This window comes from Waterburya agarophytonicola KI4, assembly GCF_020640915.1.
GTDB classification, from domain to species: Bacteria; Cyanobacteriota; Cyanobacteriia; order Cyanobacteriales; family Xenococcaceae; genus Waterburya; species Waterburya agarophytonicola.
This window is the reverse complement of record NZ_JADWDC010000006.1, coordinates 120,259-134,439: the sequence shown is the minus strand read 5'-3', so window position 1 is coordinate 134,439 and position 14,181 is coordinate 120,259. Positions and strand designations below refer to the sequence as shown.

At 39.6% G+C, this 14,181-nt stretch carries 10 protein-coding genes and 1 tRNA gene; 2 read left to right on the top strand and 9 right to left on the bottom strand.

The window, feature by feature from the left end; translation table 11 throughout:
* Nucleotides 1-781: 781 nt before the first annotated feature.
* Complete coding sequence (locus I4641_RS04070) at nucleotides 782-2,308, top strand: autotransporter outer membrane beta-barrel domain-containing protein (protein ID WP_229639187.1); 1,527 nt, start codon at nucleotides 782-784, stop codon at nucleotides 2,306-2,308.
* A gap of 101 nt (nucleotides 2,309-2,409) precedes the next feature.
* Here I4641_RS04070 and I4641_RS04065 read toward each other — a convergent pair whose 3' ends face one another.
* Together I4641_RS04065 and I4641_RS04060 are read right to left on the bottom strand one after the other, a co-directional pair.
* A complete protein-coding gene (locus tag I4641_RS04065) occupies nucleotides 2,410-5,928 on the bottom strand; it encodes a nitric oxide synthase oxygenase (protein ID WP_229639186.1) in 3,519 nt (1,172 codons plus the stop codon).
* Nucleotides 5,929-6,075: 147 nt separating this feature from the next.
* Nucleotides 6,076-6,546 (bottom strand): hypothetical protein, encoded by a 471-nt coding sequence (locus I4641_RS04060; RefSeq protein ID WP_229639185.1) that lies wholly within the window; start codon nucleotides 6,544-6,546, stop codon nucleotides 6,076-6,078.
* Between the two features lie 142 nt (nucleotides 6,547-6,688).
* Here I4641_RS04060 and I4641_RS04055 point away from each other — a divergent pair.
* Nucleotides 6,689-6,760 (top strand) — tRNA-Asn (locus I4641_RS04055).
* 144 nt (nucleotides 6,761-6,904) lie between these two features.
* Here I4641_RS04055 and I4641_RS04050 read toward each other — a convergent pair.
* The 7 genes from I4641_RS04050 to I4641_RS04020 all read right to left on the bottom strand — a co-directional run bounded on the left by I4641_RS04050 (nucleotide 6,905) and on the right by I4641_RS04020 (nucleotide 14,157).
* Nucleotides 6,905-7,735 carry a sulfotransferase family 2 domain-containing protein gene (locus I4641_RS04050; RefSeq protein WP_229639184.1) on the bottom strand — a complete coding sequence of 277 codons (831 nt, stop codon included), beginning with the start codon at nucleotides 7,733-7,735 and terminating at the stop codon, nucleotides 6,905-6,907.
* A gap of 140 nt (nucleotides 7,736-7,875) precedes the next feature.
* Complete coding sequence (locus I4641_RS04045) at nucleotides 7,876-8,883, bottom strand: glycosyltransferase family 2 protein (protein WP_229639183.1); 1,008 nt, start codon at nucleotides 8,881-8,883, stop codon at nucleotides 7,876-7,878.
* 2 nt (nucleotides 8,884-8,885) lie between these two features.
* Nucleotides 8,886-9,383, bottom strand: a complete 498-nt coding sequence (locus tag I4641_RS04040) for a serine O-acetyltransferase (RefSeq protein ID WP_229639182.1) — start codon at nucleotides 9,381-9,383, stop codon at nucleotides 8,886-8,888.
* Nucleotides 9,384-9,387: 4 nt separating this feature from the next.
* The gene (locus I4641_RS04035; RefSeq protein ID WP_229639181.1) at nucleotides 9,388-10,539 is read right to left on the bottom strand and encodes a glycosyltransferase; all 1,152 of its coding nucleotides are present in this window, start codon (nucleotides 10,537-10,539) and stop codon (nucleotides 9,388-9,390) included.
* Nucleotides 10,540-10,602: 63 nt separating this feature from the next.
* Entirely contained in the window at nucleotides 10,603-11,916 is a 1,314-nt protein-coding gene (locus tag I4641_RS04030; protein ID WP_229639180.1) for a glycosyltransferase family 4 protein, read from the bottom strand.
* 34 nt (nucleotides 11,917-11,950) lie between these two features.
* Nucleotides 11,951-13,165: an exopolysaccharide biosynthesis GT4 family glycosyltransferase EpsE gene (epsE, locus tag I4641_RS04025; RefSeq protein ID WP_229639179.1), complete on the bottom strand. Its 1,215-nt coding sequence runs from the start codon at nucleotides 13,163-13,165 to the stop codon at nucleotides 11,951-11,953.
* A 5-nt stretch (nucleotides 13,166-13,170) separates the two neighbouring features.
* The gene (locus I4641_RS04020; protein WP_229639178.1) at nucleotides 13,171-14,157 is read right to left on the bottom strand and encodes a glycosyltransferase family 2 protein; all 987 of its coding nucleotides are present in this window, start codon (nucleotides 14,155-14,157) and stop codon (nucleotides 13,171-13,173) included.
* Nucleotides 14,158-14,181: the final 24 nt, after the last annotated feature.

Here is a 14,181-nt window from a genome sequence, read left to right as displayed (position 1 = left end):
GATCGCTCTTTTTTTTCCCTGATTATAACCTAAACTAGGTGCGTCTAAGCTTAGTGGTACTAGTAGTGATTCTATTAATGTTCAAGGTGGAGACGTAGTTATAGATGCCACAGATAATGTTGTTTTAGATGGTACTAATAGTGATAACGCTTCTATTAGTACTGCTGTTTTTGCCGAAGCTGTTGGAAATGCGAGCAAGATAGAAATTACAGCAAAGAATATTTCTTTTCTTAATGGTGGTGGAATCTTTAGTGCAATTGCAAATCAAGGTGAGACTGGGGATATAACCTTAACCGCTACAGAAAATATTACTTTTGACGGCATTAGAGATTCCAGACAAAGTGGTATTTTAAGTGCAATTAATCCTGAAGCAGTTGGTAACACTGGAAATATAAATCTTACGGCTCAAAATCTTTTTATCACAGATGGAGCAAGTATAACTGGAAGAGTATTTGGACAAGGAAACAGTGGAGACATAAATATTAATGTTAGCGATTCCATCTCTATTGAAAGAAGTGATAGGTTTCCTAGTTCAATTATTACTGAAGCAGTCGGTGAAGGGGACACAGGTGATATAAATATCGCAACTCAAAATCTTTTTCTGTCTGAAGGAGGGCAAATTTCTGCTAATGTTGGCTCTCCAGGTAATTTTGGTGTAGAGAATCTCGAAATTACAGGAAATTCAGGAGATATAAATATTACCGCAGGAAATATCACTGTAGATGGCTTTTTTAGCCAAATATCTAATGAAGTCCTTTTTGCCCAAGGGAATGCAGGTCAAGTGAATATTACCACTGATTCTTTATCTTTAACTAATCTAGGTAGGGTAAGTACTTCTACTTTTGGTACTGGAAACGCAGGTAATATTATGATCGAGGCGCAAGACCAAGTTTTACTAGATTCAGGAGGAAAAATCCTCGCGGAAATAGACTTGGGGGGAAATGGAACTGGAGGAGATATTGAAATCAATACCACTTCTTTGTCGATTATAAATAGTGGATCTAATATTTCTACATCTATCTTCAGTGGAAATGGAACTGGAGGGAATATTGAAATCAATACCTCTTCATTGTCGATTATTGATAGTGGGGTTGCTATTGATACATCTAATTTAAGTGGTGATGGTGATGCTGGAGATATTAACATTACTGCGGATTTAATCGAAATTAGAGAAGGAAGTTTCATCGATGCTCAAGTGCGCCCATTTCTTGGTTCTGAGCCATCAGGACAAGGAGGAGATATAACTATTGAAACTAATAGATTAGTTCTTAGCGAAGCCTCTCAGATCACTGCTAATACTGCAAGTATTGGTAATGCAGGTAATTTAACTATCAATGCTCAAGAATCAATAGAACTAAGCGGTGCTACAGAAGATAATGTTGGAGGTTTAGCAGCTATTGCTGTAGGAAGTGGTGATGGTGGGGCGATCAGTATAAATACTAACGAATTAAATATTCAAGATGGAGCAGCAATTTCAGCTAGTAATTTCCCCACTTCTGAAAATTCCAGCTTTTCACCAGGAACAGGACAACCTGGAAATATAAATATACAAGCCAATTCAATCAATCTAGACACAGAAGGCAGGATCGAGGCTGCTACTCAATCAGAACTTGGAGAAGGTGCAAATATAGATCTACAAGTTGCCGAAGATATTACTTTAAGAAACAATAGCTTTATTTCTGCTAGGGCTTTTAATAACGCCGATGGCGGGAACTTAAATATTGATGCGCGGTTTGTGGTGGCATTTCCTAGTAGTGGTAATGGTAACGATTTGATAGCTACTGCGGAGGCGGGATCTGGAGGTAATATTAATCTGGATGTCGAGCAAATTTTTGGCTTGCAACCCAGAAATGCCATTGATGGAGGGAATAATTTTCTGGTTAATAATAGCAACGATATTGATGTTAGTGGGGATGTGGCAGGGAACATTGCGATTAATACCAATAATGTCGATCCAATTAGGGGAACTACAGAATTGCCTAGCGATATAGTCGTTCCAGAATCTACAACACAACAAGCTTGCGAAGCAAATCGAGAAGCAGCAGCCAAAAATGGACTGAATATTAATGGCAAAGGCGGAATTCTACCCGATCCTGCATTACCTTTGAATTCTCTCAATGTTTCCGTTAACGGGAAAAACCATCCTACTACAGCCATTCCCGCACCCATAGAAACAGCCCAAGGTAAAATACAACCAGCCAGAGGAGTTCGGGTAGCTAAATCGGGGAATATCATTCTCACGGCATATCGTACCAATAATACAGGGGAAAGAATTGTTGAAGGTTCGAGAAATTGTGGAGGAAGTTAGGCGATCGCAATGTGGTTCGGTTCGTCGCTCAAGTTATCTTACCTTCCCCCTAACGGGACTTAAACTTCAACATTTTCGTTAAATATTAAAGAAAAGTTTGATTAGTCATCATTCCCCGAGGGAGCGAAAGGACATTTCCCTTTCGATGTTTCCCCCGATTTCCAAGCATCAGACATATAAAAATAATTCGGCTTGAGAATGCGGTTTTCAAATTCAAGAGGATAGACGGGAGTCAAAGAGCCAGATATAGGGGGTACGATCCAACCCCAGTCTGCATGAATGGGACGCTGACATTTTTGTTCGTCTGCCATAAATTCCATGAAATAGTCAGTCATGGAGTGATGGTCGATCAATCTTACACCTTGTTCTTTAAAAGAGTGCAACACGGCAACATTCAATTCAATTAAAGCTCGATCTTTCCATAGAGTATCGTTGCTGCTACAGTCTAAACCCATCTTCTTCGCGATCGCGGGTAGTTTATTATAACGATAGGTATCGCTAAAGTTGCGCCCGCCTATTTCCGTACCCATATAAAAACCATTAAAGGGCGTACAGGTATATTGCACCCCACCCAAATCTAGGGACATATTACATACTGCGGGGAGAGCATACCATTTTAAGCCTAATTCCTCAAACCATTCATAATCAGGATGAACGATCTTGACATCTAGAATAATTTCTGGAGGAATATCGAACCATTTAGGCTCTTTTCCTGGTAGCTGAATTACTAAAGGTAAATAATCAAACGGAGTAGGGTTAGCGGGGGGTTTCCACCCTAATTCTAAAGCTTGTTCGGTAAATTCGACGTTAGCAGGGTCGCCCAAAACCATTCCATCTTCTTGTTTATATCCTGCATAGCGCAATAATTGAGCGTTCCACAATCTTCTACCATCGGGTTTAAATGCCGTCATCAACGCTCGCAAATCCCCTTTATTAGTTGCGATCTTAATATGATCGACTATTGCACCATACATCTCTTCTTCCGTCTCCAAATGACGCATATCTCTGATCTGGAGACTTTGCCAAAAATATCGCCCGACACAACGACTGCTATTGCGCCAAGCTAACCGCGCACCATAACTCAATTCGTCTAGAGTATGTTCGTATTTGCCTGTTTTGGCAATTTCTTCTCGTACTTCCTGCCAACGGGGTAAAAAGACTTCAGGTAGTCCCCTCTCGACATAACACTGCTTGAGATAGGCTTCTGCTTCCTTAGCAACTTCTCCTACAGGCTGGACATCAAAGCTATAGCTTTCAATACCCTTGATTCCTCCTGCTACCTGTACCGCAGCTCGTTTGGGAGGTTCTGCATTTCCTTCTTCATCTAGTTTGGAAGAGAACAATTCCTGGCGAATAGCATCGTCAGCCCATCCCGCTTCTAATAAATGCGATCGCACTGCATCCATATAGACTTGAGGACCACAGAGAAAGGCTACCGCACCTTCTTTATAGCTATAATTCTCTTGTATTTTTTCGGTGGTTAATCTTCCCTCAGTACGAGTAGAAGTCAACTTAACCTTAAAGTTAGGAAATTTCCTTTGAATAAAATTTAGTTCCTTCTGAAAAACAAAGTCTTGGGGTTGGGGTGCAGACCAATCTAAATAAAAAGGACGCTGATCTTTTCTGCTAGCTAGAGTACGCATCATCGATATAGCGGGAGTAACGCCAATTCCCCCTGCAAAAAAGTAAACTTCTGGCTCGTTTTCGAGGATATATTCTCCGCGAGGTTGGGAAATACGAAATAGAGCATGTTTGTCCGCGCGATCGCACAGCCAACGGGAAAATAACCCCATTTCTTCCCGCTTGACGGTAATTTCATAAATTCTATTTTGATCCGCGTTAGAAGATAAAGTATAGGCTCTAGTTACCCACACTCCATCAACTCGCCCTTGAATCAAAAGATGCTGTCCTGGTAGATAAGAGATCACAGGTTCGTTGACGGGACGAAATTGGAAGCGGAAAATACCCCGTCCCAGATCTTGCTTGAACATCATCTCTGCTACATCCAGATTAGCCGAACCCAACATTTCTTCTACCAAAGGCTGACAACCGCCACAGATCATGGTAATTTGGGTCGCTTCGGCAATTTTCTCTAGGGTATCCAACCCTCCTGCAATCATTTCTTGTAATTGACCGCAAGTAGTTTGGGTACAGTTACAAACAATACTATCTGGATCGACAAGATTGTTTACCTCTTCAATTTGTAATTCTCCTAACTCTCGAAAGAGGTTAATCTGCCAGCGAGGGAGAGATTCTTGCTTAAACATCAAATTGTTAGCCAACTTTCTGCCCAACCACGTACCCTGTACCGACATCCCCACTAATTGGTCGTCTTTAAACCGAAGAGTACGCTGTCCTCCCCGATCTGTTTCATATTTCACCAACTCAATATCATTGGTATCCCTATTTTCCCATTTCCACTCTACAGAGCGATTATCTAAAGTTCGTACTCCCACTAAAAGGCGATCGTCGCTTTGCAACATGCGGGTAGTTAAAGCGGGTTTTCCTGCTAAAGTTCCCTCGCTAATGGTTAAAATCCCCCTCGAAGGAAGAATATAGACATTAACGAAATTTAAAACATGATTTTCCAGCCAACTACCAAAAGAAGTAGAACCTCTTCCCAACCATTCTGTACAAGATTTATCGATCGCCAATTCTGCATTGTGATAGCTATGAATTAAAGCCAACCAAGCTCGTACACTTTGTTCGTCCAATCCCCTAGTTTGTAGGTCGTAGAGTACGGTAGAGGGAGGAACGTTAACATATTGCACTTGTCGGGGCAAATCTGCCAAAATTTTGTCTAAATGCCGTCCCAAACCCGCCACAAATTCATCAAAATCAATCGAACCGTCTTGGTTAGTATCTGCTTGTTCGATCAACTCTTCTGCTTCTTCTTGGCTATAGGCTAGCTGTTCTAAATAAGCAAACATCTCATCGCGATCGAGATCGCCACTATTGTTAGTATCGATCGCCTTAAAACAACGTCTGGCAAAACCAATTCCATCTAAATTGCGTTCTAATACCGTAGAGATTTCTTGAGCCAGATCGATTCCCCCTAACTGACTTCTACCCGTCAATACTTTGGGAGGTTTAGCTCGATTAGTTCCCGCAAGCCACTTATATATTCCCTCTGCAATATCTTCTGGGGCAACCCAGGGAAGAGAATTATTTTCTAGGGGTAAGGAAAGGGTGCGACGAAATTTGATTTCTTTTTGAAAATTTAGCAAATCTGAGAATATAGGCGCATGACGCAGAATTATCGTTTCCAAGCCAGAGTTTTTGATGATTTCTGCTGCTCTAGACAATGCTTGCTCTAAACCACTGCTTCTTTCTGCACTGGGCGCAATCCAGATTAGTTGTTTTAGATTAAATTCCCGTACAATTTCAACCGCAGCATTGCTAAGATACAGTGCTTTAGGAAAGTCAGCGGGAGTGATAAACATCACCGCCGTATAACTATCTTCAAAATCAGCTTTGCTATTATCTAGGTCGTCTATCTCAACTACTTTAAACAAACCAATATCAGCTTGAAGTAGATCGATAAGCCGTTGTGCTGGTTCGTAATTAGGTTGAGAAACAAAAACAACTACTTTTTTCTCTACTATTAGCTGAGTATCCATAGCGCGGTTTTAAAGATTGATTTTAAAGATTGATTTTAAAGATATTTAATTTTTGATTGTAAATGCTTTCGACTGTAGTTTACCCCCAAAGTATAGATAATTTTTAGAAAAGCCAAACCAAGAAGAATTATCAATTTTGGGATCAACTTAAGTATCAATATCTAAATGAAGGATATAAGATCCCAACTGAACATTATGCGACCACATCTCATACTCAATACGGACATTTCGCGGGATAATATCTTGTTCTACTTTGAGATAGCGCGTAAAATTGCGAAATCGTAAAGATTGACTAGGAAGATCGGGTGCAGTGTTAAGACAATATCGACTTACTCCATATATTCCCCTTTCCCAAAAGTGTCGATAACTGAGTTGATTATTACTTTGCATCGTCATCATTACTCGGTAAGGCGTAATTTCCAGCCAAAATAGTCCGCGATCGCATTTTTCCGCAAGATCGGGACATATCGAACGAGGTAAGTTTTGCTGATTGAGTAATAAATGGAATTTTTCTCGATCTTTTTGATACAGAGATGCTTTGGCTTCAATTACATTCCAGACTGGTAAGTCTGTAGAAATGAAGGAAAGATAGACGGTTTGATAGCGGTTAACAAGCATGAGGAGAAATGTCCCACCTAAGGTTCACTTTATCTCTAGGATATCCTTAGTATCTAGTGAATTGGCAGGGGGGAAAAATATTTTTCAAAATACTTGCTAATTGTTTTGGTTTTGGTTATTATTACAAAGGTTAGTTAAGCAATCCTCAGTAGCTCAGTGGTAGAGCGATCGACTGTTAATCGATTGGTCGTAGGTTCAAATCCTACCTGGGGAGTTCCAAGGATGGGCAATAAACATCGTTAATAATAGAAAAAAATCCTTAGTTTTGACTATTTGAACACAAATAATAACTAACCAGCTAAATTAATGCCAATTTAACTGGTTTATTGTCGTATTGTAGAAAAACAGATTAAGCAACCTAACGGAAACTTTCTTCCCTCGAAGATATATTTTCTCCTATTTTGGGTTGGCTTTCTTGAGATTCAGCAACCGATGATAATCGTTCGTAACCAAAAGTCTTGAAGTCTCTAACAAAGAGTCTGTTGACTATTTCAATTGATTCATCGTCATAAAATTCTAAGAATTTTTTCTTGTTTTTAGATTGGTCATTTTTGTTTAAATGGGGAATTTCATAACCTTTAGTTAACTGCAATTGATCGTTGATTGCTGCTAAATCTAAGTTTATATTTTCTAATTTACCAATCAAATCAAATTCAAGATTGCGATCGTTTTCAATATAACTATATTGATCAGTTGCACCGATATATCTTCTGGCAATTTCTGTTGAGTAATTAGTTACAATATAGTCGATAAAAAGAACAAAATTTTTAAAACTACCATCAGGATAAATTTCGTAAAAATGCTGAGAAGGAAACTTTTTAATCCCAGTATGTTTGGCAATTTGAAATCTTAATTTATTGGTTATAGTTTGGTGTACGTCCATTGGCGATCTGTACTTATTCAACCAAACTGATAATAACCGACTATAGGGATTTCTGACTATCGCAAATTTAAAATATTCTTGGGGTTTAATATTGAAATTGTCTAGAATTGGTAAAGATTCTGAGAATCTAGAATGTTGTGGATTAATATGCCAAGTTGGGCCCCAACCTCTTCCAGAACCAGGCATTCTTGAGTTTTTTTGTCTATATTTTTCAGAAATATAAGGAGCTAAAAGTTTAGTTATACTACGACCCCCAGTTTTTTCTATGTGAATAAAAATAGCTTTTTTCTTATCTGCAATAATCATATATTTTCTACTTTTACTTATAACGCCCACACCCTAACAATGCCCTCTGTCCAATACTGTGATATACAACATTTCTAATTGTGACGTTATTTAAAAAGAGATTAATTATTTTCAAAAAAATTTTGAAAAACTCAATAAAACTAATATATAGTACTTTTATATTCAATTAAGTTACTGCGTTTTCCTTGTAATCTTGCCCAATGAAAACGAATTTGTCCCTGGATTTGGGGAAATTTACTCAAAATACAGTGGATAGCATAAGACCAAGCATCTTTACGAGCAATTTGTCGATCTAAACTCTGATAAACGCGATAAATCACCAGAGGATATAAGCCCAGCAAAAGTAAACTAAAATTGTTAGTGGGTAGCAGCAAAACTACGATTAATAGGGGCAAAATTAAACCCCAAAACCAGATACTACGACTTTCTTTTACCCAATGACGTTCGGCAGTTTTGCCATAAAGCCAAGAACCTTCAGCATAAGCATAGCCACCGCGCACAGCTCTTTGCCACCATTGACCAATAGTAGTCATGCAAGCATCATGTAGAGTCATGTCTGCGTCGATACGGAGAATTTGCCGATGCTGTTGACGTAGTCTGATACATAGTTCTGGTTCTTCTCCAGCGATTAAAGTAGGATTAAATCCCCCCACCCATTGGAATGCCGTTACGCGCACCATAAAATCGCCACCACAGGCTTTGATTTCACCTACAGGAGTATCCCATTCAAGGTCGCACAGTCGATTATAAATAAATTTATCTGGATAACGTTCCCGACGACGACCACAGGCGATCGCAATATTTGGTTCAGCTTCTAGAGTTTCTTGGGCAGTTGTTAGCCACCCATCGACAATTTCACAGTCTCCATCTACAAACTGAACTAATTCAATTTGGGGATATTGGGCAGTTAAATAAAAGAAACCTTCATTCCTGGCACGACCTGCGGTAAAGGGTCGGGATAGATCGAGTTCGACTATTTCTACCCCTAAAGATCGAGCCATGGTAACACTGTTGTCAGTCGAACCAGAGTCAACATAGACAATATAAGGCACGACGGCGATCGCAGATAATAAGCATTGACGCAGTAAATCTCCTTCGTTGCGCCCAATAACTACCAAACCGAGTTCTCTTTTGTTGAGTATTGTCATGACTAAACCACTATTTTTGCAGGTATTCCAACCACGGTTGCCCCCATTGGAACATCATTAACTACTACGGCATTAGCACCAATTTGGGCATAGTCTCCAATAGTTACAGGACGAATAATTTTTGCCCCTGCACCTATATCTACATGACTGCCAATTTTGACTCCACCTACAATTGTTACCTGTTGAAAAATGAGGCAGTTTACGCCGATAGTTGCTTCGGGATGGATAATAATGCCGTTGGGGTGAATCAACAGTAATCCTCCTCCAAGGTGGGAATTAATCGGAATATCGGCAGCAGTAACCACACTCCAAAACCGATGTTCGAGTACGTTGATTTTAGAAAAAGCAAATCCTAGAATTTTTCTTTGTTGCCAACTTTGATAACTACGAATCGATTTAAGTAGCTGTTCGGAAGGACTCCACCAGCGAGATATTTTTTCTCTTGACCAATCTGGTTCGACAGTTGAATTAGATTTGGTTACGGTTTTAAGTGCTTTCATCGGATTAACTTTTGGAGAGAGTAGGAATAGGAGAAAACCTTTCGGCAAGTTGCTTTAGTTGAAGTTCTCTCGTCAGTATTTCGGGAGTAATTTCTAACCCAGCAGTTTCTAAGATATGTCGCCAGCGGTATACCCAGTCATGTCTGAGGAGTGAGTTAGAAATATTATGACGGCGAATTTGTTCGATGCGATCGCTTTGACCGTCTAGTTCTTCGATAATGTCGGCGATGTTGCTGGCATCGGCGGGGATGGAAATTAAAGAATCTTTCCAGTCAAAATGTTTATTAAATTCCTCGGTGGCGGTTTGATTGCCAATGGCGATCGCTCCTCCCGCAGTGCCTTCAAAAATGCGGTAGCCTATTTCTTTTTGAATACCTTTTTTAGAACGAGGATCGTCATTGAAGTTGGGATTATTGGTAATCCAGTAACGACTATTTTTAGCTAAGTTAGCCAAAAGATTGCGGTGTTCTTGAGGGTTTTGAATATGAAAATTTTTAGGAGTATCGTAGTAGTAGAAAAAGTCGCCCAACTCCATTCGATCTAGCAAAGCCTGATGGGTGACTACCGAACGACGACCGATATTAGTTACATCGATACCGCGAGGGGAAGTGATGGAGTTGGGACTAAATCTAATCGCGTCTGTACCAAAGGGTAAATAGGTACAGGGAACACCAGTAATTTCTGCTACTGCTTCCACCGAATTTTTATGTCCTAAATAAATATGATCGAAGTCTTGAAATAGTTCAAGAATTGGTTTCCATTGAGGTATTTGTTCTTCCCAAATTTCGATAATATAGCAGACAGCTTTCTGGCATTTTTTACGCCAATTTCTAAGAGTATTTAGAGCAATAAACTTACCAGGATTATCGAGAATCATAAAGAACATATCGTAATCATGTTCTAAAGTAAATGAATTGGGATCGAGCTTTAAATGATTGGCAAGTTTTGACGATCTAGTCAATCTTTTTGCCCATGTATAGTTTCTATAGGCAGATTTGTAAGAGCGTTTTGGAGTAAAAAAGTCAACTCGATCTACTTGAGCGATCGCATCTTCAAATTCATAGAGACAGCAAGACGCTACATGATCGTTGATTGCTCTTTCCGATAAGATAGCAATTCTTCCTTCTTGGTAATTTAAAGCAGTATGATTGTTCATTTTAATTACTTATATTTTTCTTTAAAAGTATTAGTTTAAATACATTATTAGTGTCGGTATTTATTAGGCAAAGCTGGGCTGTTCAATTACTTTCAAGTGCTGTTTTTCTGCGATCACATCCTGGTAGATAGCAGCGATCTTCTCTGCTTTAACTCCCCATTCAAATTCTTTAGCCCTGGCGATCGATTCAGAAGACATTTGCTTCAGTATGTCTTTATTTTCTAATAGATACTCGATCTTATTGCCCAACTCTCGAACTATATGTTCCCTTGAAATTGGTTCAATTTTAAAGCCATTTGTTTCGGTAACATACTCTCCAATACCGCCATTGTTGACCACAATACAGGGTAAACCGCTAGCCATAGCTTCCAGCACCACCGCACCACCAAACTCTCTGATTGAAGGAAAACAAAATATGTCGGATCTGCGGTAATATTCTAAAGTTTCTCCCTGTTGTACCCAGCCGACAAAATTGACTATATTGCTTAAATTAAATTTCTCTACTCTTTGTTGAAGATCGCTTTTTTCCGAACCATCACCAACAATATTTAACCGTATTTTGGCGCGATCACTTTCTTTTAATTGAGCAATTGCTTCTATCAACATATCTGCTCCTTTATAGGGAACTAATCTCCCCACAAAAAGTAAATTTACTTTGTCATTTTTACTAATTTCTTTGGGATATTTAGTTAAAAAATTAGCAGTAATACCATTTTCATAGAACAAATCAATCTTATGTTTGGGAAGATTGAAAATCTTTTGTAGCATTTTTAAAGTATAGCTAGAACCTGCAAGTATTTTGTCTGCTTTACGATAGGTTTCTACATACCCTGGAATCAAATTTCTACCAATCTTTTTAAGAAAATTGTATTGAACAAACTCTTGTTTAGCTATTGTTTTAAATCCAGCAGGAAAAGGAACTCCTCCATTTACTGGACCTAAAATAAAGGGCGTATTTTGACAAGCTCGAACAATTTTAGCTGGATATCTGGGCATCATCGGAGTAATGGCATGAACAACATCATAGTGTTGCTCTTTAACCTGTTGCTTAAACTGCTGATAAACACGGTGATTAAACTGGGCATAAATTGGATAGGTTAGAGCGTGTTGTAAGGGCCAATTTATTCTGCCGCTAGCGGTTATTTTGCTAACAATATTATAATAATGCTCTACCCATTTAGCTTCAGTTATATAGATAATATTTTCGTTGTTTGCTGTCTTTTCTAAAGCCGATTTATTTCTTTCATGAGTAACTAAAGTTACATCTGCTCTCTGGCTAATTTCATGATAATAGTTGTAGCCTTCTAAGGGGACAGATGCCCATTCAGGATTACATTGTTCGACAATAAGAAGAACTTTAAGTTTTCGGTAATTCATGGTTAATACTTATCTAAAAAAATTGTTTAATTGGTTAAATACTTTCTATTAATACTTCCGCCCCACGGATGCTATTAAAAGACTTACAGACTCTTTCTCGCGCAGCTTCTCCTATATTTATGGCTTTTTGGGGGTCAGAATTAACCTGTAATATTGCTGCTGCCAATCGTTCTGGCGATCGCGGTTCGACAAAAATTCCGCTGATGTTGTCTTCTACTAATTCCCCTACTCCTCCAGCTTTTGTCACTACAACAGGAAGTTGCATCGACATTGCTTCCATAATGGCTACTCCTAATGGCTCTTCCCAGCTAGCCAAGGAAAAAACATGAGCCTTTTCTAAATACTGGAGGAGAACATCTTCGGATACAGCTCCGATGAGGGAAACTCGCCTTTCTAGTCCTAGGGTTTGGATAATTTCTTCTAGTTTTTGACGATATTGATTTTTACCCTGCTCTCCATCCCCTGCAATGGTTAAATAAGCATCCACACCTTGATTGAGAAGCAAGGGTATCGATCTGATTAAATCTTCATGTCCTTTGACAGGATTCAAACGACCACAGCTAAATATGTAGCAGGGAGTATCTTTTTGCCAAGGGGAATAGTTATGGTTGCGTCGATATACAGATGTGTCTACCCCCATCGGTGCGATGGCTATTTTATCTGGCAAACAACCTTGTAATTCATCGGCAACTTCATCATACAGTTTTTGGGTAATCACTGTGGCAAACTTAGCAAAGTGCCATTTTTGCCGTTGATTAGCCCCATAGTCCCTCAATGGACCATGTAAAGTGATGGAATAGGGAATTGCCGAAATTAAGTGGGCAAACATAGCGATATTCGCACCATCGGCACAAGAATGAACGTGGAGGTGTTGCCAGCCTTTACTTTTTGCTAGATAAGCTAATTCTGCTCCTGCCAACATTAAAAGCAGAAGACGAAGTTTACCCAACAATGAAACATCTTTGGCTTGAGCGATCGCTTTAAAACAACGCAACCATGCTGGTAAACCAGAATTGAATAGTTCTAAAACAGCTTTAATCAAAAGTGTAGTAGTTGGGGGAAATAAATAAGTAGTTCTGCTCTCAGCTTCTGATGACCAAGTATGAGACATAATCTCAGATGAGGGACGTTTGGTTGAAACAATATCTACCTCAATGTTTTTGCTTTCTAAGGCTTTAATTTCTCGCCAGAAGAAAGTGTGAGTTTGTCCAGGAAATTCTGGTAGTAAATATCCAAGCTTAGTATTCATATTTTTTATCTCGCTCCCTTGAGCCATACGCTATTTTGAATCAAATCTCCCAGATAATTTGGCGGATCGAAACTTGGTTTTCGTTGAATTGCCTGTCTGATTTTCCAAAGAATCAAACCAGAGATGTAGAACAAATCGGCGATCGCAGCATATACTAGGCCATGATTTTTGATAAAATAGCGACGACGGGAATCAAAACAGTATTTCGGCAACCTTTCGGGGGGTTCATTGGGTACTTCCACCCCCGTACTTTGTCCTCCAATGTGCATCACTACACTTTCAGGCACATACCAACAAGACCAACCCCCCCGCTTTGCCTGCAAGCAATAATCGGTTTCTTCGTAATACAGAAAATACCCTTCGTCCATCAAGCCTACTGATTCAAAAACTTCACGGCGAATCAACATACAAGCCCCTGGTAGCCAGTCAGCTTGACAGATTTTATTCCCGCTTGGTCGAGCCGCAACCCATTTGCTTAGAAGCTTAGAAACTATTCCCAAACGCAAGCCTGAATCTAGCTCACTTAATAGGGTGGGGAAGCGCAAGGTTATTTGCCAGGGTGTGCCATCAGCCAATTCAAAGCTACTGCCAGCAATGCCTACCTTGGGGCGTTCTGCCATAAAATTGACTAGGGTTCTAATTGCTCCTGGACGAACTTCTGTATCGGGATTGAGCAATAAAAAATAGTCAGGGGGACAATCGGATTCTAATGCGGGACGAATGGCAAAATTGTTGCCAGCAGCAAAACCTCCGTTGTGTGGCGAAGCAACTAGATTGACCCAATCTCCCCAGCCTTGAGCGTCGATCGCCTGCTGAATTTTAGGAACGGAATCATCTCCCGACGCATTATCGACCACTGTTACCTGAATTCCTCGTACTAAAAGCATTTCAGGGACGAGGGAGCGTAAACAGTTAATGGTTAGATCGGCGGTACGGTAGTTGACGATGACTACTAGTACTTTTTCATGGGGAAATTGAATGGTGTGGAACATGATTTTATAGTGGTTAATCTTACG

Coding starts and splice junctions, on each gene's coding strand:
- I4641_RS04045 (WP_229639183.1), bottom strand. CDS start 8,883: ATGACAATACTCAACAAAAGAGAACTCGGTTTGGTAGTTATTGGGCGC.
- I4641_RS04040 (WP_229639182.1), bottom strand. CDS start 9,383: ATGAAAGCACTTAAAACCGTAACCAAATCTAATTCAACTGTCGAACCA.
- I4641_RS04020 (WP_229639178.1), bottom strand. CDS start 14,157: ATGTTCCACACCATTCAATTTCCCCATGAAAAAGTACTAGTAGTCATC.
- epsE (WP_229639179.1), bottom strand. CDS start 13,165: ATGAATACTAAGCTTGGATATTTACTACCAGAATTTCCTGGACAAACT.
- I4641_RS04030 (WP_229639180.1), bottom strand. CDS start 11,916: ATGAATTACCGAAAACTTAAAGTTCTTCTTATTGTCGAACAATGTAAT.
- I4641_RS04035 (WP_229639181.1), bottom strand. CDS start 10,539: ATGAACAATCATACTGCTTTAAATTACCAAGAAGGAAGAATTGCTATC.
- I4641_RS04050 (WP_229639184.1), bottom strand. CDS start 7,735: ATGATTATTGCAGATAAGAAAAAAGCTATTTTTATTCACATAGAAAAA.
- I4641_RS04065 (WP_229639186.1), bottom strand. CDS start 5,928: ATGGATACTCAGCTAATAGTAGAGAAAAAAGTAGTTGTTTTTGTTTCT.
- I4641_RS04060 (WP_229639185.1), bottom strand. CDS start 6,546: ATGCTTGTTAACCGCTATCAAACCGTCTATCTTTCCTTCATTTCTACA.